This window comes from Zestomonas carbonaria (assembly GCF_904061905.1).
Lineage (GTDB): Bacteria > Pseudomonadota > Gammaproteobacteria > Pseudomonadales > Pseudomonadaceae > Aquipseudomonas > Aquipseudomonas carbonaria.
On record NZ_CAJFCI010000060.1, the window covers coordinates 48,542 to 69,027 of the forward strand.

Consider the following 20,486-nt stretch of genomic DNA (forward strand, 5'->3'; position numbering starts at 1 on the left):
CGGCCTCGTTCGCTTGACCTGAAAACCTTACCGGCTCCGGCCGGTAGGGTTCTTCTCCCGAATAAGAAAAGTCGCTCCGTATGGTCTGTTGATGATCGAAATTCTCGTGGGTAGCCTGATCGGCCTGTTCGGTTTCACCGAGGCGGTGGACACCAAGCCGCCGGTGCAGGGCTCGGTCAACCTGAGCCAGGCAATGGTGCCCAACGGCCCGTTGCGTGAAACGGTGATCCTCGAGCCGATGAGTCAATTGCAGTTCCGCAACGTGATCCGCCAGGCCTACGACTACAGTTGCGGCTCCGCCGCGCTGACCACCCTGCTGGACTATTACCTGGGCCGCAACCTGGAGGAACGCCAGGTGATGGAGGGCCTGCTGCGCTACGGCGAGGCGGAGAAGATCGTCGAGCGGCGCGGCTTCTCCCTGCTCGACATGAAGCGTTTCGTCGCCGCCCTGGGCTACCAGAGCGGCGGTTTCCGCGCCGAGTTCGACGACCTGGACGGACTCGAACATCCGGCCATCGTGCCGATCCACTATGCCGGCTTCAAACACTTCGTGGTGGTACGCGACGTCTACAACGACCACGTGTTCGTCGCCGACCCTGCGCTCGGCAACATCAGTTTCACCCGTACCCGCTTCGAGGAAATCTGGGATCAGAACGTGCTGTTCGTGATCTTTCCCGGCGGCCAGGAACCGCGTAACGCGATGGCGCTCACCGAGCGCGACCTGCGCATCATCGATGATCGCACCATCAGCCTGCTGGCGTTCCGCGAGTTCCCGCAGATGAGCAAGTTCATGGAGAACCAGGCCGACGAGCTGGGATCTGGAGGAGACATTCAGTACATCCGCCGCAAATGACCGGTGGCAAGCCATCGGGCCCGGGTGAGAGACACGGCCCGCGTCCGGGATAACAAGAATCTACTGGGGATAGCGTCATGGGTTCCAAGAGTTGCGCATGGCTGGCCATGCTGACGCTGACGATCGCTGCGCCGCTGTGGGCCGACGAGGTCGACGAGGCGCGGGATGCCTTGAGCAAGAAAGAGGACGACGCCGACAGCGCCAAGGCGCTGGAAGAGGTGTTCCAGGCCGCCGAGAAGAGCTACACGCTGCTGAAGAAGGGCGAGCGCACGCTGACCTACGGCTTCGACTACTCGCTGCTGCGCGACACCCAGGTGCAGACCGTGCGTACCGGCAACAACGTGTTCAGCGTGGTCTCCCAGGCCGAGGCCCAGCACACCTTCACCAACTCCTTCACCTTCGACTACGGCATCTGGGACAACCTGACCTTCAGCATGCGCCTGCCGTTGGTGGCCAAGTACGACACCGAGCGCGAGATCGACGTCTACGGTCTCGGCGACGTCTCCCTCAGCCTGCGCTGGCAGCCGTGGTCCTCGTTGCGCGGCCGGCCGGTCTACACCCTGTACGGCACCCTCGGCCTGCCGACCGGCACCAGCCCCTACGACATCAACAGCGACAAGGACCTGGCCACCGGCAGCGGCTTCTACAGCATCGGCGGCGGCCTGAACATGTCCTACGTGATCGACCCGGTGGTGCTGTTCGGTTCGCTGGGATACACCTACAACGTGCCGGTTTCCGGGCTGCACCAGGTGCGCGGCGGGCGCGAGCTGAACAAGGTCGACCCCGGTTCGGCGATCAACTTCAGCATGGGCTTCGCCTATGCGCTGTCGTATGACGTGTCGCTGTCGACCTCCTACCAGATGTCGCACAACTTCAAGCCGACCTACACCTTCGCCGATGCCCGCTTCGACGGCACGGAACAAACCAGCGCGATCATGAACTTCTCGCTCGGCCTGCGCACGTCGCCCAACTACATCGTCAACGTCAACGCCGGTTTCGGCATGACCGAGGACTCGCCAGACGTGCTGCTGGGGCTCTCCATGCCCCTCGACATCAAAGGCCTGAAGGCCCAGTAAGCTGCGAGCGGACATCTCATGACGATGCGAATCACACCGCTCGCCCGGGCGGTCGCCGGGGCGGCCTTGCTCTGGAGCGGGTTGAGCCAGGCGCAGATGGCGCAGAACCTGACCATCGGCAACCCCAAGGCCATGGCCCTGGGCAACGCCATCACCGCCGATTACAGCGGGATCGACGCGGTGCACTACAACCCCGCGGCGCTGACCAAGCTCAAGGGCCGGCAGACCCTGGTGAAGTTTCTCACCGGGGTGATGGACATCCGCGCCGACTTCGATGCGCCGGCGGACTACGGCAGCAACTTCCTCGGCCTGGACGACGATCCCATCGCCAACCGTTCCAGCCGCACCACCGCGGCGGCCATGTACCTGCCCGGACTCGGTGGCGCCACCGAAGTGCCGCTGCTGTTCGCGCCGCTGGCGGGGCTGTCGATCAACCCGCCGGGCTCGAAGTTCACCTTCGCCACTGACGTCTATGCGCCACAGGCGCTCGGCTATTCCCGTGGCGACAACGACCCGGGGCGCTACCAGGGCAAGGAAGTGGTGTTGCAGCGCATCACCTACTTCTCGCCGTCGATCGGCTACCAGGTCAACGACGAGCTGTCGGTGGGGTTGTCGATCGGCTTTTCCCACCAGGCGGTGGCGCTCAACCAGGACTTCCGCGCCCCCGGCGTGCTGACCGGGTTCACCGGGGTGGCCCAGGATGCGCTGTGCACCATCGGGGGGAATCCCTTCGAGGTGTTGCTGAACATCTGCGGCGGCGACCTCGGGCCGTTCACCGACATCGCCAACATCGACATCGACCTGCAGCAGTCGCTGTCGCCGACCTGGAACATCGGCTTCCTCTGGGAGCCGAACGACTGGTTCGCCTGGGGCGCGGTGTACCAGAGCGAGGCGAAGATGCACTTGCAGGGCAAGTACCGGGTGGACTACTCGAAAGACTGGCAGGGCTTCTGGCAGGGGCTGGACAGCTCGCTGATCGGTGCCATCTTCAGCAGCATCACCCCGGACGGCGTGTTCGACGAGGAGTCGGGCAACGTGTCCATGGACCTGACCTATCCGGCGCATTTCGCCACCGGCATCAAGCTCAAGCCGCACCCGAAGTGGCAGATCAACTTCGACCTGAAGTGGACCGACTACGCGGCCTGGGACGACTTCGTGCTGGAGTTCGACCGTCCGCTGGACGTGCTGAAGATCGCCAGCCTGTTCTCGCCGGAAAACGCCACGGCGACCACCATCACCCTCAATCGCGACTACGAGTCGGTGTGGAGCTGGGCGGTCGGTGTGCAGTACGACGTCAACGACCGCCTGAGCCTGCGCGCCGGTTTCGAGCCCCGGCCATCGGCGATTCCCGGCAACAAGGCCGACGTACTGGCACCGCTCGGCGACGCCAAGCTCTACGGGCTTGGCGTCGGCTATCGTTGGGACAAGGACACAGTGATCGACCTCGGCTTCAACTACCTGACCAGCAAGCAGAGCATCCCGGCCCGCTCCAGTTGCAACGTCAACTGCTCGGATATCGACAGCATGGTCTACAACCCCTATGCCGACCTCGACATCGACACCCGCGTCAAGGCCTATATCCTGGCGCTGACCTACCAGACTACCTTCTGAGCCGCCGCCATGCAGAGTCCATCGCGCCTCTTCCTGTTTCTGCTCTGTAGCCTGCTGCCCCTGGCGGCGGGTGCCAGCCAGGGCCGCTACCTGACCTGGGTCGACGACCAGGGCCGGGTGCGCAACACCTTCATCGACAGCCACTACAGCGAGCAGCAACGCCAGGCGGCGCGGCGCATCAGCCTCGGCGACCGGGCGCGGCTGCACGACGACGGCGCGACCCAATGGCCCGGCAGCCAGGCCAGCAGCGAGAGCAAGCGCCGCTACTTCACCTGGGTGGATGCCAGCGGCAACCTGCAGAACAGCTTCTATGCCGGCGACCAGCAACTGCTCGCCGGGCGGCGTGACCGGTTGCTGCCGAGCGGCGAGCGTTCCAGCGACTACATCGACGCCGACGTACTGGAGGGCCGCGACTACGTGCGGCCCGGACAGGACGACCGCTATTACACCTGGGTGGACGAGCAGGGGAGGATGCGCAACTCCAGCGTCATGCCTTCGGCGAAGCGTTCCGCGGGCACGCAGCCGGTCAGGTTCACCGAAGGCCGGCAGATCGAGTTCGACAACCGCAAGCCGCTGCTGCCGTCCCTCGACGGCCAGCCGACGGAAGCCATGGAGGCGCTGCTGGCGGGCAGCCGGACGAAAGGCGAGGGGCTTTATCAGGAGCTCGTGAACCATTGCTGCGGGCAACTGGCCGACGGCGATTTCACCGAGCTGTCCGCCGAGGAGCCGCGCTACGAGGAGCTCAACCGTTTTTCGCCGAGCCTCGACTTTCCCATGGGCCGCAGCTACTACGCGGCCCTGAAGCTGCCGCGCTCGCACCGTACCTATGGCCTGCGGGTTCGCAGTTTCGCCAACAAGGGGCTGGTCTACCCGTCACTGCTGTTCCTCGACGAGGCCAAGCGGCCGACCCGGCTGGTCAGCGACGCGGTGTACCAGTTGCACGGCGAGACCTGGTATCGCTACGCCTTCATCGAAGGCACCGTGCCGGTCAGGGCCGAGGCCGGCGAGCGCTACGTGCTGCTGCTGACCACCAACGAGGACCGCAGCCTGAGGACCCTCGACAACAAGCCCTTCAAGCGCCCGCTGCAGAAGCTGGAGGTGGACGACGCCGGCATGCAGTCGCACGCCCATGCCGACCAGGGCGGATTCGAGCTGGCGGTCGTGCGGTAGGAGCTGGCCATGCCTGCGGTTCGCGGCCATGGGCCGCTCCTACGGGATGGTGGGCTGGATGTCCGCCGATGGGTTGTCACCCATCCTACGCCTGGCCCGGTGATGGGGGGCAGCCCTGGCGGTCATGCGTAGGAGCTGGCCATGCCTGCGGTTCGCGGCCATGGGCCGCTCCTGCGGGATGGTGGGCTGGATGTCCGCCGATGGGTTGTCACCCATCCTACCGCCTGGCCCGGTGATGGGGGGCGGCTCTGGCGGTCATGCGTAGGAGCTGGCCATGCCTGCGATTCGCGGCCATGGGCCGCTCCTGCGGGATGGTGGGTTGGATGTCCGCCGATGGGTTGTCGCCCATCCTACCGCCTGGCCCGGTGATGGGGGGGCGGCTCTGGCGGTCATGCGTAGGAGCTGGCCATGCCTGCGATTCGCGGCCATGGGCCGCTCCTACGGCGTTGTGGTCGAGCGGGTGTTCGCAGGGGGCTTACGCCTCGGCTTTCGTCGGCACGTGCCCGAACAGGCCCTGGGAGAACTTCACGCGTTCCTCGACGCTCTCGGTGATGCCCTTGGCCTCCAGTTCGGCCAGGTGCGCCTCGACGGCGTGGGTGCGCTTGGTCAGGCCGCAGTCGTTGGCGATCTGGATGTTCAGGCCGGGGCGGGCGTTGAGCTCGAGGATCAGCGGGCCCTTGTCCTGGTCCAGCACCATGTCCACGCCGATGTAGCCGAGGCCGCACAATTCGTAGCAGCCGGCGGCGAGCTTCATGAAGCCGTCCCAGTTCGGCAGTTGCACGCCGTCCACCGCGTTGCCGGTGTCCGGGTGCTTGCTGATCTTGGCGTTCAGCCAGGTGCCTTTCAGGGTCACCCCGGTGGCCAGGTCGACACCGACGCCGATGGCGCCCTGGTGCAGGTTGGCCTTGCCGTTGGACTGCCGGGTTGGCAGGCGCAGCATGCCCATCACCGGGTAGCCCTTGAGGACGATGATGCGGATGTCCGGCACGCCTTCGTAGCTGATGCTCCTGAAGATCTGGTCCGGGGTCACCCGGTACTCGATCAGCGCGCGATCGCGATGACCACCGAGCGAGTACAGGCCGGTGAGGATGTTGGAGATCTGGTGCTCGATTTCATCGTGGCTGATGATCCGCCCGGACACCGTCTTGTAGCGATCCTCGAAGCGGTCGGCGATCACCAGGATGCCGTCGCCGCCGGCGCCTTGCGCCGGCTTGATCACGAAGTCGGTGTGCTCGCCGATGATCGACTGGAGCTTATCGATCTCCTTCTCGGTTTCGATGATCCCGTACATCTCGGGTACGTGGATACCGGCCTCGATGGCGCGCAGCTTGGTGATGATCTTGTCGTCGACAATGGGGTAGAGGTGCCGGTCGTTGTACTTCAGCACGTAGTCCGCATTGCGCCGGTTGATGCCCATGATGCCTTTGGCTTCAAGGGCTTTCCATCGCTTGATCAGGCCGAACATGGCTCAGTCCTTCAGGAAGGCTTTGAAGCGGAACAGTTCGGTCAGCCGGTAGCCGCGGTAGCGACCCATCGCCAGCATGAAGCCGACCAGGATCATCAGCACCGCTGGGAAGGTGAACACGAAGTACACCAGTTCCGGCACCTTCATCAGCAGGTGCGCCAGCGACGCGGCGAACAGGGTGCCGATGGCGGCCTTCATGGCATGCGCGGCGCCGCGCTCTTCCCAGGTGATCGACAGGCGTTCGATGCTCATGGTCAGGATCACCATCGGGAACAGCGCCACCGACAGGCCGCTGTCGAAGCCCAGCTTGTGGCTGAGCAGGCTGATCGCGGCGATGGTCACCACCACGAAGGTCAGCACCACCGACAGGCGTGGCAGCATCTGCAGCTTCAGGTGTTCGAGATAGGAACGTAGCGACAGGCCCAGGGCGGTGATCACCGTGAACAGGCCGATACCCCATTCCAGGCCTGTTTCGCGGAAGGCGAGGGCGATCAGCACCGGGGTGAAGGTGCCGAGGGTCTGCAAGCCGATCAGGTTGCGCAGGATCAGGATCACCAGCACGCCGATGGGGATCATGATCATGATCTGGAAGGTTTGCTGGGTCTGCAGCGGCAAGCCGTACAGCGAGTATTCGAGGAAGCCCGCCTCGGTGCTTTCGTCGGTCAGCTTGGCGAGGTGGATGGCGTTGATCTCGCTGCTGTTGAGGTTGAAGCTGACCTGCGCCCGGCGGCCGCCTTCGACGCTGATCAGCGGCTCGTCGCCGAACCACCAGATCAGGCGGTCGCTCGGCAGGCCCTGCTCGCCGGTCTCGGGGTTGAAGTACAGCCATTTCTCGCCGTTGAAACTGCGCAGCCACAGCTCGGGGCTCTGCTGCACGTCGGCGATCAGGCGGATGGTGTGCAGGCGTTCCATCGGCACGTGGGCGATGGACAGCAGCAGCTCGATGGCCTTGGCCTTGTTGGCGGTGGAGGTGTCGCCGCCCAGCAGCAGCTTGACGTTGTCATCGGCGGTGTTGTTGACACGCTTGATGGTCTCGCTGATGAAGGTCTCGACGTCCGCCGAGTGCTGGCGGATCGGCGCCAGCAGCGCTTCGGCGGCGATTTTCTCCGGGCCTTCGACGGGCAGGCTGTCGCGGAAGATCGGCCCCTTCGGCTTGGGTTGCTCGCCGCTGTAGCGCTTGGTCAGCACCAGGCGGTAGTAGAGCACCTGGTTGCCGTCGGCACGGCGGGCGGACCAGGTGACCCGGCGATTGCCGTCGGCGCGGTTGATGCTGACCCCGTAGTTCCGGGACACGAAGCTTTCGTTCAGGCTGACGTAGTCCTGGGTCAGTGGCGGTACGAATATCTGTGCCTTCACCGGGTTGTTCGGGCTGGCCTGGAATTCGACCTTGGCGTCGATGTTCCACAGGTCGTCGGTTTCGTCCTCGGTGATCGGAATGCCGATGACGAAGATCTGGTAGGCCGTGATCAGAAGACCCAGGATCACCAGTACGCCGATCAGGGCTTTCAGATGGAGGTTGAGAGAGCGCATGTCGATTACTCTGCTGAGTTTGCGTCAGTGGCGCAGTCCGGCTTGCCGGCTGCGTATTTAAGGCTTGGATCGACCAGCGCGCCGAAACGCTTGAGCGCTTCGGAGCCGATCAGGAGCGGGTATTGGAAGGCGCTACGGTCGGTCAAGTTCACTTCGATGTTGCGCAGAGTGGAACCCATGCAGATATTCAGCTCGATTACCGGGCGGGCCGTGTAGGTTTTTTCTTCCTCGGCGTCGTAGTCGCCGGCACGGCGCTTGATCTTGCTGATCCGCGCCAGCGGGCGCTCGATCGGCTGGGCCTGGGCGTCATCGGTGCCCAGGTAGAAGCGTACCCAGGTTTCCCCGTCGCGCTTGAAGCGCCGGATGTCGCGCGCGCTGAGCGAAGCGGTCTTGGCGCCGGTATCCAGCTTGGCGGCGAGCTGGGTGTCGAGCTCGGGGAGGGTGGCGTATTCGTTGAGACCATAGATGGTCTTGTCGGCAGCGAGACTCAGGCCGGGCAACAGGAATAGGCAGAACAGCAGGGCTAAGGGCTCGAGTCTCATAAGTCCTATGGGGCTTGGAACGATCGCGTGGAGTCTAGCAGGTGCGACCGGGATTCCCGGTCAGCGCAGGCGCGGCATTCTAGCATGTGCGGTTTCGGCGGCGACAGGCGCATATGACGCTTCGTGACTTATTGAGAACGGTCCGATAGCTTTTTGCTTATTAGACGATTGTCGACAATCTTGTTTGTTGGTTTGACATCTTGGCTGCTCTGGCGTAATTTTCGACCGTATATTCAATGGCGTGTCGACAATATGCTTGACGTGACAGAAACCACCCCAATTGCCCAGGACGAGGCGGAAACGCTTTCGGAGCACGTGTTCCGGCGCATCCAGGCGGCCATCGTGCGGGGCGAGATCGCCCCCGGCAGCAAGATCTCCGAGCCGGAGCTGGCGCGTACCTACGGCATCAGTCGCGGGCCATTGCGCGAAGCCATCCATCGCCTGGAAGGGCAGAAGTTGCTGGTGCGGGTGCCGCACGTCGGTGCGCGGGTGGTGTCGCTGAGCCACGAAGAGCTGATCGAACTCTACGAGATCCGCGAATCCCTCGAAGGCATGGCCTGCCGACTGGCCGCCGAGCGCATGAGCCGCGAGGAGATCGACGAACTGCGCCGCCTGCTCGACCTGCACGAGCGCGACGAGGCGTTCCAGGCTGGCGTCGGCTACTACCAGCAGGAAGGCGACTTCGACTTCCACTACCGGATCATCCAGGGCAGCGGCAACCGCACCCTGAGCCAGATGCTCTGCGGCGAGCTGTACCAGTTGGTGCGCATGTACCGCCTGCAGTTCTCCGCCGTGCCGAACCGGCCGCGCCAGGCCTTCGCCGAGCACCACCGCATTCTCGATGCCATCGCCGACCGTGACGGCGAACTGGCCGAACTGCTGATGCGCCGCCACATCGGCGCCTCCAAGCGCAACATCGAGCGTCACTACCTGGACGCCCAAGCCAAGACAGCCAACGAACGAGGTGAGTCATGAGTCTGCTTTCCCCCGGCCAGCGTTTCCGTACCGCCCTTGCCGAAGAGAAACCGCTGCAGGTGATCGGTGCGATCAACGCCAACCACGCCCTGCTCGCCAAGCGCGCCGGCTTCAAGGCCATCTACCTCTCCGGCGGCGGCGTCGCCGCCGGCTCCCTGGGCCTGCCGGACCTGGGCATCAACACCCTGGACGACGTGCTCACCGACGTGCGCCGTATCACCGACGTCTGCGACCTGCCGCTGCTGGTGGACATCGACACCGGCTTCGGCCCCAGCGCCTTCAACATCGAGCGCACCGTCAAGAGCCTGATCAAGGCCGGCGCCGCCGCCGCGCACATCGAGGACCAGGTCGGCGCCAAGCGCTGCGGCCACCGTCCGGGCAAGGAAATCGTCTCCACCGAGGAGATGGCCGACCGCGTGAAGGCCGCCGCCGACGCCAGGACCGACCCGAACTTCTTCCTCATCGCCCGCACCGACGCCATCCAGGCCGAGGGCGTGGACGCCGCCATCGAGCGCTGCCTGCGCTACGTGGAAGCCGGCGCCGACGGCATCTTCGCCGAGGCCGCCTACGACCTGCCGACCTACAAGCGCTTCGTCGACGCGCTGAACGTGCCGGTGCTGGCCAACATCACCGAGTTCGGCGCCACCCCGCTGTTCACCCGCGACGAGCTGGCCTCGGTCGGCGTGGCCATCCAGCTCTACCCGCTGTCGGCCTTCCGCGCCGCCAACAAGGCCGCCGAAGCCGTGTACACCGCGATCCGCGAGCAAGGCCACCAGCAGAACGTCATCGAGCTGATGCAGACTCGTGCCGAGCTGTACGAGCGCATCGGCTACCACGCCTTCGAGCAGAAGCTCGACGCACTCTTCGCCAGTAAGAAATAAAGCCGATAAAGGCCGAAAAAAGCGCTGGAGGCTGAACGACGAGAGCGGATGCCCTTCGTCCAGCCTCCAGCGCTCTTATCGGCTCTTGAAGCCCAGAACAATAGAGATGAGGAAACACCGATGAGCGCGACTGAAACCACCACAGCCTTCAAACCGAAGAAATCCGTGGCCCTGAGCGGCACCGCCGCCGGCAACACCGCCCTGTGCACCGTCGGCCGCACCGGCAACGACCTGCACTACCGCGGCTACGACGTGCTCGACTTCGCCAACCGCTGCGAATTCGAGGAAATCGCCCACCTGCTGGTCCACGGCAAGCTGCCCAACGTCGCCGAGCTGGCCGCCTACAAGGCCAAGCTGAAGGCCCTGCGCGGCCTGCCGGCGGGCGTCAAGGCCGCCCTGGAAACCCTGCCGCCGTCGGCCCACCCGATGGACGTGATGCGCACCGCCGTGTCCGTGCTCGGCTGCCTACAGCCTGAGAAGGACGACCACAACCACCCCGGCGCCCGTGACATCGCCGACAAGCTGATGGCCTCCCTGGGCTCGGCCCTGCTGTACTGGTATCACTTCAGCCACAACGGCAAGCGCATCGACGTGGAGACCGACGACGACTCCATCGGCGGCCACTTCCTGCACCTGCTGCACGGCGAGAAGCCGCGCGAGTCCTGGGTGCGCGCCATGCACACCTCGCTGAACCTGTACGCCGAGCACGAGTTCAACGCCTCCACCTTCACCTCCCGCGTCATCGCCGGCACCGGCTCGGACATGTACTCCTGCATCGCCGGCGCCATCGGCGCGCTGCGCGGCCCGAAACACGGCGGCGCCAACGAGGTGGCCTTCGAGATCCAGAAGCGCTACGACAACCCGGACGAAGCCGAGGCCGACATCCGCGCCCGCGTCGAGAAGAAGGAAGTGGTGATCGGCTTCGGCCACCCGGTCTACACCGTGTCCGACCCGCGCAACAAGGTGATCAAGGAAGTCGCCCGCCAGCTCTCCGAAGAACAGGGCAACAGCAAGATGTACGACATCGCCGAGCGCCTGGAAAGCGTGATGTGGGAAATCAAGAAGATGTTCCCCAACCTCGACTGGTTCAGCGCCGTGAGCTACCACATGATGGGCGTGCCCACCGCCATGTTCACCCCGCTGTTCGTGATCGCCCGCACCGCCGGCTGGTCCGCCCACGTCATCGAGCAGCGCATCGACGGCAAGATCATCCGCCCGAGCGCCAACTACGTAGGTCCCGAAGACCTGAAGTTCGTGCCGCTCAAGGACCGTAAATAATCATGAATGCCCAATACCGTAAAAGCCTGCCCGGCACACAACTGGACTACTTCGACGCCCGTGCGGCCGTCGAAGAGATCCAGGCTGGTGCCTGGGACAAACTCCCGTACACCTCGCGCGTGCTGGCCGAGCAACTGGTGCGCCGCTGCGAGCCGGAACTGCTGAGCGCCGCCCTGGAACAGCTGATCTACCGCAAGCGCGACCTCGACTTCCCCTGGTACCCGGCGCGCGTGGTCTGCCACGACATCCTCGGGCAGACCGCGCTGGTCGACCTGGCCGGCCTGCGCGACGCCATCGCCGACCAGGGCGGCGACCCGTCCAAGGTCAACCCGGTGGTGCCGACGCAGCTGATCGTCGACCACTCCCTGGCCGTGGAAGCCCCGGGCTTCGACCCGGAGGCCTTCGAGAAGAACCGCGCCATCGAGGACCGTCGCAACGAGGACCGCTTCCACTTCATCGAGTGGACCAAGACCGCGTTCAAGAACGTCGACGTGATCCCCGCCGGCAACGGCATCATGCACCAGATCAACCTGGAGAAAATGAGCCCGGTGATCCAGGTGCGCGGCGGCGTGGCCTTCCCCGACACCTGCGTCGGCACCGACTCGCACACCCCGCACGTGGACGCCCTGGGCGTGATCGCCATCGGCGTCGGCGGCCTGGAAGCCGAGACCGTGATGCTCGGCCACCCGTCGATGATGCGCCTGCCCGACATCGTCGGCGTCGAGCTGACCGGCAAGCGCCAGCCCGGCATCACCGCCACCGACATCGTCCTGGCGCTGACCGAGTTCCTGCGCAAGGAACGCGTGGTGGGCGCCTACGTCGAGTTCTTCGGTGAAGGGGCGGACAGCCTCTCCGTCGGCGACCGCGCGACCATCTCCAACATGTGCCCGGAATACGGCGCCACCGCCTCGATGTTCTACATCGACCAGCAGACCATCGACTACCTCAAGCTCACCGGCCGCGAGCCCGAGCAGGTGGCACTGGTGGAGAACTACGCGAAGACCCTCGGCCTGTGGGGCGACGCCCTGAAGACCGCCGAGTACGAGCGCGTGCTCAGCTTCGACCTGGGCAGCGTGGTGCGCAACATGGCCGGCCCGTCCAACCCGCACCGCCGCCTGCCGACCTCGGCGCTGGCCGAGCGCGGCATCGCCGACGAGGCCAAGCTGGAATCCGGCCGCGACGAAGAGGCCCATGGCCTGATGCCCGACGGCGCGGTGATCATCGCCGCCATCACCAGTTGCACCAACACCTCCAACCCGCGCAACGTGGTGGCCGCCGGCCTGCTGGCGAAGAAGGCCAACGCGCTGGGCCTGGTGCGCAAGCCCTGGGTGAAGACCTCCTTCGCGCCGGGCTCGAAAGTCGCCAGGCTGTACTTGGAAGAAGCCGGCCTGCTGACCGAGCTGGAGAAGCTCGGCTTCGGCATCGTCGCCTACGCCTGCACCACCTGCAACGGCATGTCCGGGGCGCTGGAGCCGAAGATCCAGCAGGAGATCATCGACCGCGACCTGTACGCCACCGCGGTGCTCTCGGGCAACCGCAACTTCGACGGGCGCATCCACCCCTACGCCAAGCAGGCCTTCCTCGCCTCGCCGCCGCTGGTGGTGGCCTACGCCATCGCCGGCACCGTGCGCTTCGACATCGAGCAGGACCCGCTGGGCACCGACAGTCAAGGCAACCCGATCACCCTGAAGGACCTGTGGCCGTCCGACGAAGAGATCGACGCCATAGTCGCGGCCAGCGTGAAGCCCGAGCAGTTCCGCCAGGTGTACATCCCGATGTTCGACCTGGGCAGCGTCAAGGAAGCCGACAGCCCGCTGTACGAGTGGCGCCCGATGTCCACCTACATCCGCCGCCCGCCCTACTGGGAAGGCGCGCTGGCCGGCGAACGCACGCTCAAGGGCATGCGCCCGCTGGCGATCCTGCCGGACAACATCACCACCGACCACCTGTCGCCGTCCAACGCCATCCTCGCCAGCTCCGCGGCCGGCGAATACCTGGCGAAAATGGGCCTGCCGGAGGAGGACTTCAACTCCTACGCCACCCACCGCGGCGACCACCTCACCGCGCAGCGTGCCACCTTCGCCAACCCGCAGTTGGTCAACGAGATGGCCGTGGTCGATGGCGCGGTGAAGAAAGGTTCGCTGGCCCGCGTGGAGCCGGAAGGCAAAGTGATGCGCATGTGGGAAGCCATCGAGACCTACATGAACCGCAAGCAGAACCTGATCATCGTCGCCGGCGCCGACTACGGCCAGGGCTCGTCCCGCGACTGGGCAGCCAAGGGCGTGCGCCTGGCCGGTGTGGAAGTAATCGTCGCCGAGGGTTTCGAGCGCATCCACCGCACCAACCTGGTGGGCATGGGCGTGCTGCCGGTGGAGTTCAAGCCGGGCACCACGCGCCTGACCCTGGGCCTGGACGGCACCGAGACCTACGACATCGAAGGCGAACTGTCGCCGCGCTGCGACCTGACCCTGGTGGTCAACCGCCGCAACGGTGAAGTGCTCCGCGTCCCGGTGACCTGCCGCCTCGACACCGCCGCCGACGTCAGCGTGTACAAGGCCGGCGGCGTGCTGCAGCGCTTCGCCAAGGACTTCCTCGAGTCGTCTGCGGCGTGATGTAACAAGAGCCCCTCTCCCTAACCCTCTCCCTGAAGGGAGAGGGGACCGTTCGGCGCAGGATGAAATCAATGCGTCAGCCGGCACGGACAGCCCCCTCTCCCTTCAGGGAGAGGGCGGGGGGAGAGGGTTGCCCCCCTCGAACTTTCAGGTAGCGACCCCATGCCCCACGTACCCCAAGTGAAAATCCCCGCCACCTACATCCGCGGCGGCACCAGCAAGGGCGTGTTCTTCCGCCTGCAGGACCTGCCCGAGCGCTGCCAGGTGCCCGGAGCTGCGCGCGACAAGCTGTTCATGCGCGTAATCGGCAGCCCCGACCCCTACTCGGCGCACATCGACGGCATGGGCGGCGCCACCTCCAGCACCAGCAAGTGCGTGATCCTGTCCAAGAGCAGCCAGCCCGGCCACGACGTCGACTACCTCTACGGGCAGATTTCCATCGACAAGGCCTTCGTCGACTGGAGCGGCAACTGCGGCAACCTCTCCACCGCCGCCGGTGCCTTCGCCCTCCACGCCGGCCTGGTCGACCCCGAGCGCATCCCGGAGAACGGCACCTGCGTGGTGCGCATCTGGCAGGCCAACATCAACAAGACCATCATCGCCCACGTGCCGGTGAGCAACGGCCAGGTCCAGGAAACCGGCGACTTCGAGCTGGACGGGGTGACCTTCCCCGCCGCCGAGATCGTGCTGGAATTCCTCGACCCGTCCGACGACGGCGAGGAAGGCGGCTCCATGTTCCCCACCGGCAACCTGGTGGACGACCTGGAAGTGCCCGGCGTCGGCACCTTCAAGGCAACCATGATCAGCGCCGGCATCCCCACCGTGTTCGTCAACGCCGCGGACATCGGCTACCAGGGCACCGAACTGCGCGAGGACATCAACTCCGACCCCGAACAACTGGCGCGCTTCGAGCAGATCCGCATCGCCGGCGCCCTGCGCATGGGCCTGATCAAGACCCCGGAAGAAGCGGCCACCCGCCAGCACACGCCGAAGATCGCCTTCGTCTCGCCGCCCAAGGACTACCGCACCTCCAGCGGCAAGCAGGTGCAGGCCGGCGACGTCGACCTGCTGGTGCGCGCGCTGTCCATGGGCAAGCTGCACCACGCCATGATGGGCACCGCCGCCGTGGCCATCGGCACCGCCGCGGCCGTGCCGGGCACCCTGGTCAACCTCGCGGCCGGTGGCGGCGAACGCACCGCCGTGCGCTTCGGCCACCCCTCCGGCACCCTGCGCGTGGGCGCCGAGGCCAGGCAGGTGGACGGCGAATGGAGCGTGACCAAGGCCATCATGAGCCGCAGCGCGCGCATCCTCATGGAAGGCTGGGTGCGGGTGCCGGGCGATTCGTTCTGAGGTATTTGCCCTGGTTTATTGGGTTCCCGCGAACGCGGGAACCCAATAAACCGATGTTGTTCCTGTTCCCGTAGGAGCGGGCCATGCCCGCGATTCGCGCCCATGGGGCGCCCCTACAGGGTTTGTCCGCACTCCGTCTAGACTCTCCCGGATCACCGCGAAGGAGCACGCCATGAGCACCAACGCCGATCCGAACACCCGCCCCGACTACGACGGCGTCCTGCAGCAGATCGCCGATTACGTCCTGACCTACCGCGTCGACTCCGCCGAGGCCCTGGATACCGCCCGCAATTGCCTGATGGACACCCTCGGTTGCGGACTGCTGGCCCTGCGTTTCCCCGAATGCACCAAGCACCTCGGCCCGCTGGTCGAAGGAACCATCGTGCCCCATGGCGCTCGCGTGCTCGGCACCAGTTTCCGTCTCGACCCGGTCAAGGCCGCCTGGGACATTGGCGCGCTGGTGCGCTGGCTGGACTACAACGACACCTGGCTGGCCGCCGAATGGGGGCATCCGTCCGACAACCTGGGCGGCATCCTGGCCGTGGCCGACCACCTGTCGCAGAAACGTGTCGCGCAGGGCGAAGCGCCGTTGACCATGCGCGACGTGCTCGAAGCCATGGTCATGGCCCACGAGATCCAGGGCGTGTTCGCACTGGAGAATTCCTTCAATCGCGTCGGTCTGGATCACGTGATCCTGGTGAAACTGGCCTCCACGGCGGTCTGCGCCGGGCTGATGGGCGCCAATCGCGAGCAACTGCTCTCGGCCTTGTCCCATGCGTTCGTCGATGGCCAGGCCCTGCGCACCTACCGTCACGCGCCGAATGCCGGTTCGCGCAAGTCCTGGGCCGCCGGTGACGCCAGTAGCCGTGGCGTGCGCCTGGCCGATATCGCCCTGCGTGGCGAAATGGGTATTCCGGGCGTGCTCACCGCGCCGCAGTGGGGGTTCTACGACGTGTCCTTCAGCCACACCAACAAGGACCTGGCCACCAAGCCGGCGGACCAGCGCCGTTTCAGCTTCCCGCAGGGCTTCGGCAGCTATGTGATGGAGAACATCCTGTTCAAGATCAGCTTCCCCGCCGAATTCCACGCGCAGACCGCCGCCGAAGCTGCGGTCAGGCTGCATCCGCAGGTCAAGGACAGGCTGGAGCAGATCGACAGGATCGTCATCACCACCCACGAATCGGCGATCCGCATCATTTCCAAGACCGGCCCGCTGGCCAACGCCGCCGACCGCGACCACTGCCTCCAGTACATGACCGCCGTGCCGCTGATCTTCGGCAACCTGGTGGCCGAGCATTACGAGGACGACTTCCACGCCGCCCACCCGCTGATCGACCGGCTGCGCGAGAAGATGGAGGTGGTCGAGGACGCCCGCTACACCCGCGAGTACCTGGAACCGGACAAGCGCTCCATCGCCAACGCCGTGCAGGTGTTCTTCAAGGATGGCACCAGCACCGGGCAGGTCGCCGTGGAATACCCCATCGGCCACCGCCGGCGCCGCGCCGAAGGCATCCCGCTGTTGGAGGAGAAGTTCAAGGCCAACCTGGCGACCCGCTTCGCGCCACAGCGTTGCGCGCAGATCTTCGACCTGTGCAAGGACCAGGCGAGGCTGGAGGCCACGCCGGTGCACCGGTTCATGGATATGTTGGTGGGGTGAAGCAGCTGCAAGCCACAAGCGAAAGCAGCCTGCTCTTGCTTGTACTTGCAGCTTATGGCTTGCAGCTTGCCGCTTCTACTTCAGACGCCGCTCGACGCCTTTCTCGACCAGGATCTTCGCGGAAATCTCCTCCACCGAGAAATGCGTGGAGTTGATGAAGTTGATGTTCTCGCGGCGCAGCAGGCTTTCCACCTCGCGGACTTCGAATTCGCACTGGGCGAAGCTGGCGTAGCGGCTGTTGGGCTTGCGCTCGTTGCGGATCGCCGCCAGGCGGTCGGGGTCGATGGTCAGGCCGAACAGCTTGTGCCGGTAGGGCTTGAGCGCGGCCGGCAGTTGCAGGCGCTCCATGTCGTCCTCGGTCAGCGGGTAGTTGGCGGCGCGGATGCCGTACTGCATGGCCATGTACAGGCAGGTCGGGGTCTTGCCGCAGCGCGATACGCCGATCAGGATCAGGTCGGCCTTGTCGTAGTAGTGGGTGCGCGCGCCATCGTCGTTGTCGAGGGCGAAGTTCACCGCCTCGATGCGCTCCATGTAGTTGGTGCTGCTGGCGATGGAATGCGACTTGCCCACGGAGTAGGAGGAGCGGGAAGTGAGCTCCTGTTCCAGCGGCGACAGGAAGGTCGAGAAGATGTCGATCATGAAGCCGTCGGATTGCGCCAGGATGTCGCGGATTTCCTGGTTCACCACGGTATCGAAGATGATCGGCCGGGCGCCGTCTTTCTCGGCAGCCGCGTTGATTTGTTGTACCATGGCGCGCGCTTTTTCGACGCTGTCGATGTATGGTCGCGTCAGCTTGTTGAACATGATGTTCTCGAACTGCGCCAATAGACTCTGGCCCAAGGTTTCGGCGGTGATGCCGGTGCCATCGGAGATGAAGAAAGCGGTTCGTTTCATTTGCGCCGTGGGCCTTAAGCTGGGAACGATTCTTGGCTAGAATAGGCCCCCTTTCGCTGGGCCTGTACTGGTCGGCATTTTGACTTATTTGCCGGGAGCAAAGCCACCGCAAGCGGCTTCCTGGACATCAAGTGGAGAGATCACCTTGGTTGAGTACGTAGTTTCCCTCGATAAGCTCGGCGTCCACGATGTTGAGCGTGTAGGGGGCAAGAACGCCTCCCTGGGCGAGATGATCAGCAACCTGGCGGGCGCCGGCGTATCGGTTCCCGGTGGTTTCGCCACGACTGCCCAGGCCTATCGTGACTTCCTTGAGCAAAGCGGCCTGAACGACCGCATCCACGCCGCCCTCGACGCGCTGGACGTGGACGACGTCAGCGCCCTGGTCAAGACCGGCGCGCAGATCCGCCAGTGGGTGATGGAGGCCGAGTTCCCCGCCCAACTGGACGCCGACATCCGCAAGGCCTTCGCCGAGATGGCCGGCGGCAACGACAACATGGCCGTGGCCGTGCGTTCCTCCGCCACCGCCGAAGACCTGCCGGACGCCTCCTTCGCCGGCCAGCAGGAGACCTTCCTGAACATCCGTGGCGTGGACAATGTCATCCGCGCCACCAAGGAAGTCTTCGCCTCCCTGTTCAATGACCGTGCCATCGCCTACCGCGTGCACCAGGGCTTCGACCACAAGCTGGTCGCCCTGTCCGCCGGCGTGCAGCGCATGGTCCGTTCGGAAACCGGCACCGCCGGGGTGATGTTCACCCTGGACACCGAATCCGGCTTCCGCGACGTGGTGTTCATCACCGGCGCCTACGGCCTCGGCGAGACCGTGGTTCAGGGTGCGGTCAACCCCGACGAATTCTACGTCCACAAACCGACCCTGGAGGCCGGCCGTCCGGCAATCCTGCGTCGCAACCTGGGCAGCAAGGCGATCAAGATGGTCTATGGCGACGAAGCCAAGGCCGGCAAGTCGGTCAAGGTGGTCGATGTCGATCACGCCGACCGCGCCCGTTTCGCGCTTTCCGACGCCGAAGTCACCGAACTGGCCAAGCAGGCGATGATCATCGAGAAGCATTACCAGCGCCCGATGGACATCGAATGGGCGAAGGACGGCGACGACGGCAAGCTGTACATCGTCCAGGCCCGCCCGGAAACCGTGAAGAGCCGTGGCAATGCCAACGTCATGGAACGCTACCTGCTCAAGGAAAAGGGCAAGGTGCTGGTCGAAGGCCGCGCCATCGGCCAGAAGATCGGTGCCGGCAAGGTGCGCGTGATCAACGACATCGCCGAGATGGACAAGGTCCAGCCGGGCGACGTCCTGGTCTCCGACATGACCGACCCGGACTGGGAGCCGGTCATGAAGCGTGCTTCCGCCATCGTCACCAATCGCGGCGGGCGTACCTGTCACGCGGCGATCATCGCCCGTGAGCTGGGCATTCCGGCGGTGGTCGGCTGTGGCAACGCCACCCAGGTGCTGAAGGACGGGCAGGGCGTCACCGTATCCTGCGCCGAGGGCGACACCGGCTTCATCTTCGAGGGCGAACTGGGCTTCGACGTGCGTCAGAACTCGGTCGACGCCATGCCCGAGCTGCCGTTCAAGATCATGATGAACGTCGGCAACCCGGACCGCGCCTTCGACTTCGCCCAACTGCCCAACGAGGGCGTGGGCCTGGCCCGCCTGGAATTCATCATCAACCGCATGATCGGCGTGCACCCGAAGGCGCTGCTGAACTTCGCCAGCCTGCCGTCCGACATCAAGGACAGCGTCGAGAAGCGCATCGCCGGCTACGACGACCCGGTCGGCTTTTACGTCGAGAAGCTGGTCGAAGGCATCAGCACCCTGGCTGCGGCGTTCTGGCCGAAGAAGGTCATCGTGCGCCTGTCGGACTTCAAGTCCAACGAATACGCCAACCTGATCGGCGGCAAGCTCTACGAGCCGGAAGAAGAGAATCCGATGCTCGGCTTCCGCGGCGCGTCGCGCTACATCAGCGAGTCGTTCCGCGACTGCTTCGAGCTGGAATGCCGCGCGCTGAAGAAAGTGCGCAACGAGATGGGCCTGACCAACGTCGAGATCATGGTGCCCTTCGTGCGTACCCTCGGCGAAGCCAGCCAGGTGATCGAACTGCTCTCCAGCAACGGCCTCAAGCGCGGCGAGAACGGCCTGCGCGTGATCATGATGTGCGAGCTGCCGTCCAACGCCCTGCTGGCCGAGGAGTTCCTGGAGCACTTCGACGGTTTCTCCATCGGCTCCAACGACCTGACCCAGTTGACCCTGGGCCTGGACCGCGACTCCGGGATCATCGCTCACCTGTTCGACGAGCGTAACCCTGCAGTCAAGAAGCTGCTGGCGAGCGCCATTTCCGCCTGCCGCAACGCCGGCAAGTACATCGGCATCTGCGGCCAGGGCCCGTCGGACCACCCGGACCTGGCCAAGTGGCTGATGGAGCAGGGCATCGAAAGCGTGTCCCTGAACCCGGACTCGGTGCTGGAGACCTGGTTCTTCCTCGCCGAAGGCCAGCAAGGCTGATCGTCGTTCCAGGTTGAAAAAGGCGGGACTTGATCCCGCCTTTTTTGTGCCTCAACCATCTGTGCTGTCGTGGT

At 65.0% G+C, this 20,486-nt stretch carries 15 protein-coding genes; 11 read left to right on the forward strand and 4 right to left on the reverse strand.

Translation table 11 applies throughout. The features are described from left to right. Positions 1–91: 91 nt before the first annotated feature. The 4 genes from PSEWESI4_RS15405 (at position 92) to PSEWESI4_RS15420 (ending at position 4,710) form a co-directional block, all read left to right on the forward strand. Positions 92–853 carry a C39 family peptidase gene (locus tag PSEWESI4_RS15405; protein WP_187672098.1) on the forward strand — a complete coding sequence of 254 codons (762 nt, stop codon included), beginning with the start codon at positions 92–94 and terminating at the stop codon, positions 851–853. Between the two features lie 107 nt (positions 854–960). After that, the gene (locus PSEWESI4_RS15410; protein ID WP_187672123.1) at positions 961–1,929 is read left to right on the forward strand and encodes a transporter; all 969 of its coding nucleotides are present in this window, start codon (positions 961–963) and stop codon (positions 1,927–1,929) included. A gap of 18 nt (positions 1,930–1,947) precedes the next feature. Further along, positions 1,948–3,540 carry an outer membrane protein transport protein gene (locus PSEWESI4_RS15415; RefSeq protein ID WP_187672099.1) on the forward strand — a complete coding sequence of 531 codons (1,593 nt, stop codon included), beginning with the start codon at positions 1,948–1,950 and terminating at the stop codon, positions 3,538–3,540. Between the two features lie 9 nt (positions 3,541–3,549). After that, positions 3,550–4,710: a MalM family protein gene (locus tag PSEWESI4_RS15420; RefSeq protein ID WP_187672100.1), complete on the forward strand. Its 1,161-nt coding sequence runs from the start codon at positions 3,550–3,552 to the stop codon at positions 4,708–4,710. A 475-nt stretch (positions 4,711–5,185) separates the two neighbouring features. Here PSEWESI4_RS15420 and PSEWESI4_RS15425 read toward each other — a convergent pair whose 3' ends face one another. The 3 genes from PSEWESI4_RS15425 to rloA are packed head-to-tail and all read right to left on the reverse strand — an operon-like array spanning position 5,186 to position 8,247. Beyond that, a complete protein-coding gene (locus PSEWESI4_RS15425) occupies positions 5,186–6,175 on the reverse strand; it encodes an alpha-L-glutamate ligase-like protein (protein WP_187672101.1) in 990 nt (329 codons plus the stop codon). A gap of 3 nt (positions 6,176–6,178) precedes the next feature. Beyond that, a complete protein-coding gene (rloB, locus tag PSEWESI4_RS15430; RefSeq protein ID WP_187672102.1) occupies positions 6,179–7,705 on the reverse strand; it encodes an osmotic stress tolerance membrane protein RloB in 1,527 nt (508 codons plus the stop codon). Positions 7,706–7,710: 5 nt separating this feature from the next. Next, on the reverse strand, positions 7,711–8,247 hold the full coding sequence (gene rloA, locus PSEWESI4_RS15435) for a retropepsin-like aspartic peptidase RloA (protein WP_187672103.1): 537 nt from the start codon (positions 8,245–8,247) through the stop codon (positions 7,711–7,713). Between the two features lie 252 nt (positions 8,248–8,499). Between rloA and PSEWESI4_RS15440 the strand changes: the two genes are divergently transcribed. From PSEWESI4_RS15440 to prpD, 6 genes are all read left to right on the forward strand, one after another. Next, entirely contained in the window at positions 8,500–9,222 is a 723-nt protein-coding gene (locus tag PSEWESI4_RS15440; protein ID WP_187672104.1) for a GntR family transcriptional regulator, read from the forward strand. Further along, positions 9,219–10,103, forward strand: a complete 885-nt coding sequence (gene prpB, locus PSEWESI4_RS15445; RefSeq protein WP_187672105.1) for a methylisocitrate lyase — start codon at positions 9,219–9,221, stop codon at positions 10,101–10,103. Before PSEWESI4_RS15440 ends, prpB begins: the two co-directional genes overlap by 4 nt. A 120-nt stretch (positions 10,104–10,223) precedes the next feature. After that, positions 10,224–11,381 carry a bifunctional 2-methylcitrate synthase/citrate synthase gene (prpC, locus tag PSEWESI4_RS15450; RefSeq protein ID WP_187672106.1) on the forward strand — a complete coding sequence of 386 codons (1,158 nt, stop codon included), beginning with the start codon at positions 10,224–10,226 and terminating at the stop codon, positions 11,379–11,381. A 2-nt stretch (positions 11,382–11,383) separates the two neighbouring features. Beyond that, a complete protein-coding gene (gene acnD, locus PSEWESI4_RS15455; RefSeq protein WP_187672107.1) occupies positions 11,384–13,993 on the forward strand; it encodes a Fe/S-dependent 2-methylisocitrate dehydratase AcnD in 2,610 nt (869 codons plus the stop codon). A gap of 162 nt (positions 13,994–14,155) precedes the next feature. Beyond that, positions 14,156–15,343, forward strand: a complete 1,188-nt coding sequence (prpF, locus tag PSEWESI4_RS15460) for a 2-methylaconitate cis-trans isomerase PrpF (protein WP_187672108.1) — start codon at positions 14,156–14,158, stop codon at positions 15,341–15,343. Between the two features lie 172 nt (positions 15,344–15,515). Continuing rightward, positions 15,516–17,000, forward strand: coding sequence for a 2-methylcitrate dehydratase (gene prpD / locus PSEWESI4_RS15465; protein WP_187672109.1), 1,485 nt, complete (start codon positions 15,516–15,518; stop codon positions 16,998–17,000). A gap of 75 nt (positions 17,001–17,075) precedes the next feature. On the opposite strand, the gene ppsR is transcribed toward prpD, so the two are convergent. Further along, complete coding sequence (gene ppsR / locus PSEWESI4_RS15470) at positions 17,076–17,894, reverse strand: posphoenolpyruvate synthetase regulatory kinase/phosphorylase PpsR (RefSeq protein WP_187672110.1); 819 nt, start codon at positions 17,892–17,894, stop codon at positions 17,076–17,078. A gap of 145 nt (positions 17,895–18,039) precedes the next feature. Between ppsR and ppsA the strand changes: the two genes are divergently transcribed. Further along, positions 18,040–20,412, forward strand: coding sequence for a phosphoenolpyruvate synthase (gene ppsA, locus PSEWESI4_RS15475; protein WP_187672111.1), 2,373 nt, complete (start codon positions 18,040–18,042; stop codon positions 20,410–20,412). The last annotated feature ends 74 nt before the right edge of the window (positions 20,413–20,486 follow it).

Excerpts from the sequence above, each read along its gene's own strand:
- PSEWESI4_RS15420 (WP_187672100.1), top strand. The coding sequence starts at position 3,550 with ATGCAGAGTCCATCGCGCCTCTTCCTGTTTCTGCTCTGTAGCCTGCTG.
- prpC (WP_187672106.1), top strand. The coding sequence starts at position 10,224 with ATGAGCGCGACTGAAACCACCACAGCCTTCAAACCGAAGAAATCCGTG.
- prpD (WP_187672109.1), top strand. The coding sequence starts at position 15,516 with ATGAGCACCAACGCCGATCCGAACACCCGCCCCGACTACGACGGCGTC.
- prpF (WP_187672108.1), top strand. The coding sequence starts at position 14,156 with ATGCCCCACGTACCCCAAGTGAAAATCCCCGCCACCTACATCCGCGGC.
- PSEWESI4_RS15415 (WP_187672099.1), top strand. The coding sequence starts at position 1,948 with ATGACGATGCGAATCACACCGCTCGCCCGGGCGGTCGCCGGGGCGGCC.
- PSEWESI4_RS15410 (WP_187672123.1), top strand. The coding sequence starts at position 961 with ATGCTGACGCTGACGATCGCTGCGCCGCTGTGGGCCGACGAGGTCGAC.
- rloB (WP_187672102.1), bottom strand. The coding sequence starts at position 7,705 with ATGCGCTCTCTCAACCTCCATCTGAAAGCCCTGATCGGCGTACTGGTG.
- ppsR (WP_187672110.1), bottom strand. The coding sequence starts at position 17,894 with ATGAAACGAACCGCTTTCTTCATCTCCGATGGCACCGGCATCACCGCC.
- PSEWESI4_RS15440 (WP_187672104.1), top strand. The coding sequence starts at position 8,500 with ATGCTTGACGTGACAGAAACCACCCCAATTGCCCAGGACGAGGCGGAA.
- prpB (WP_187672105.1), top strand. The coding sequence starts at position 9,219 with ATGAGTCTGCTTTCCCCCGGCCAGCGTTTCCGTACCGCCCTTGCCGAA.
- PSEWESI4_RS15425 (WP_187672101.1), bottom strand. The coding sequence starts at position 6,175 with ATGTTCGGCCTGATCAAGCGATGGAAAGCCCTTGAAGCCAAAGGCATC.
- PSEWESI4_RS15405 (WP_187672098.1), top strand. The coding sequence starts at position 92 with ATGATCGAAATTCTCGTGGGTAGCCTGATCGGCCTGTTCGGTTTCACC.
- rloA (WP_187672103.1), bottom strand. The coding sequence starts at position 8,247 with ATGAGACTCGAGCCCTTAGCCCTGCTGTTCTGCCTATTCCTGTTGCCC.
- acnD (WP_187672107.1), top strand. The coding sequence starts at position 11,384 with ATGAATGCCCAATACCGTAAAAGCCTGCCCGGCACACAACTGGACTAC.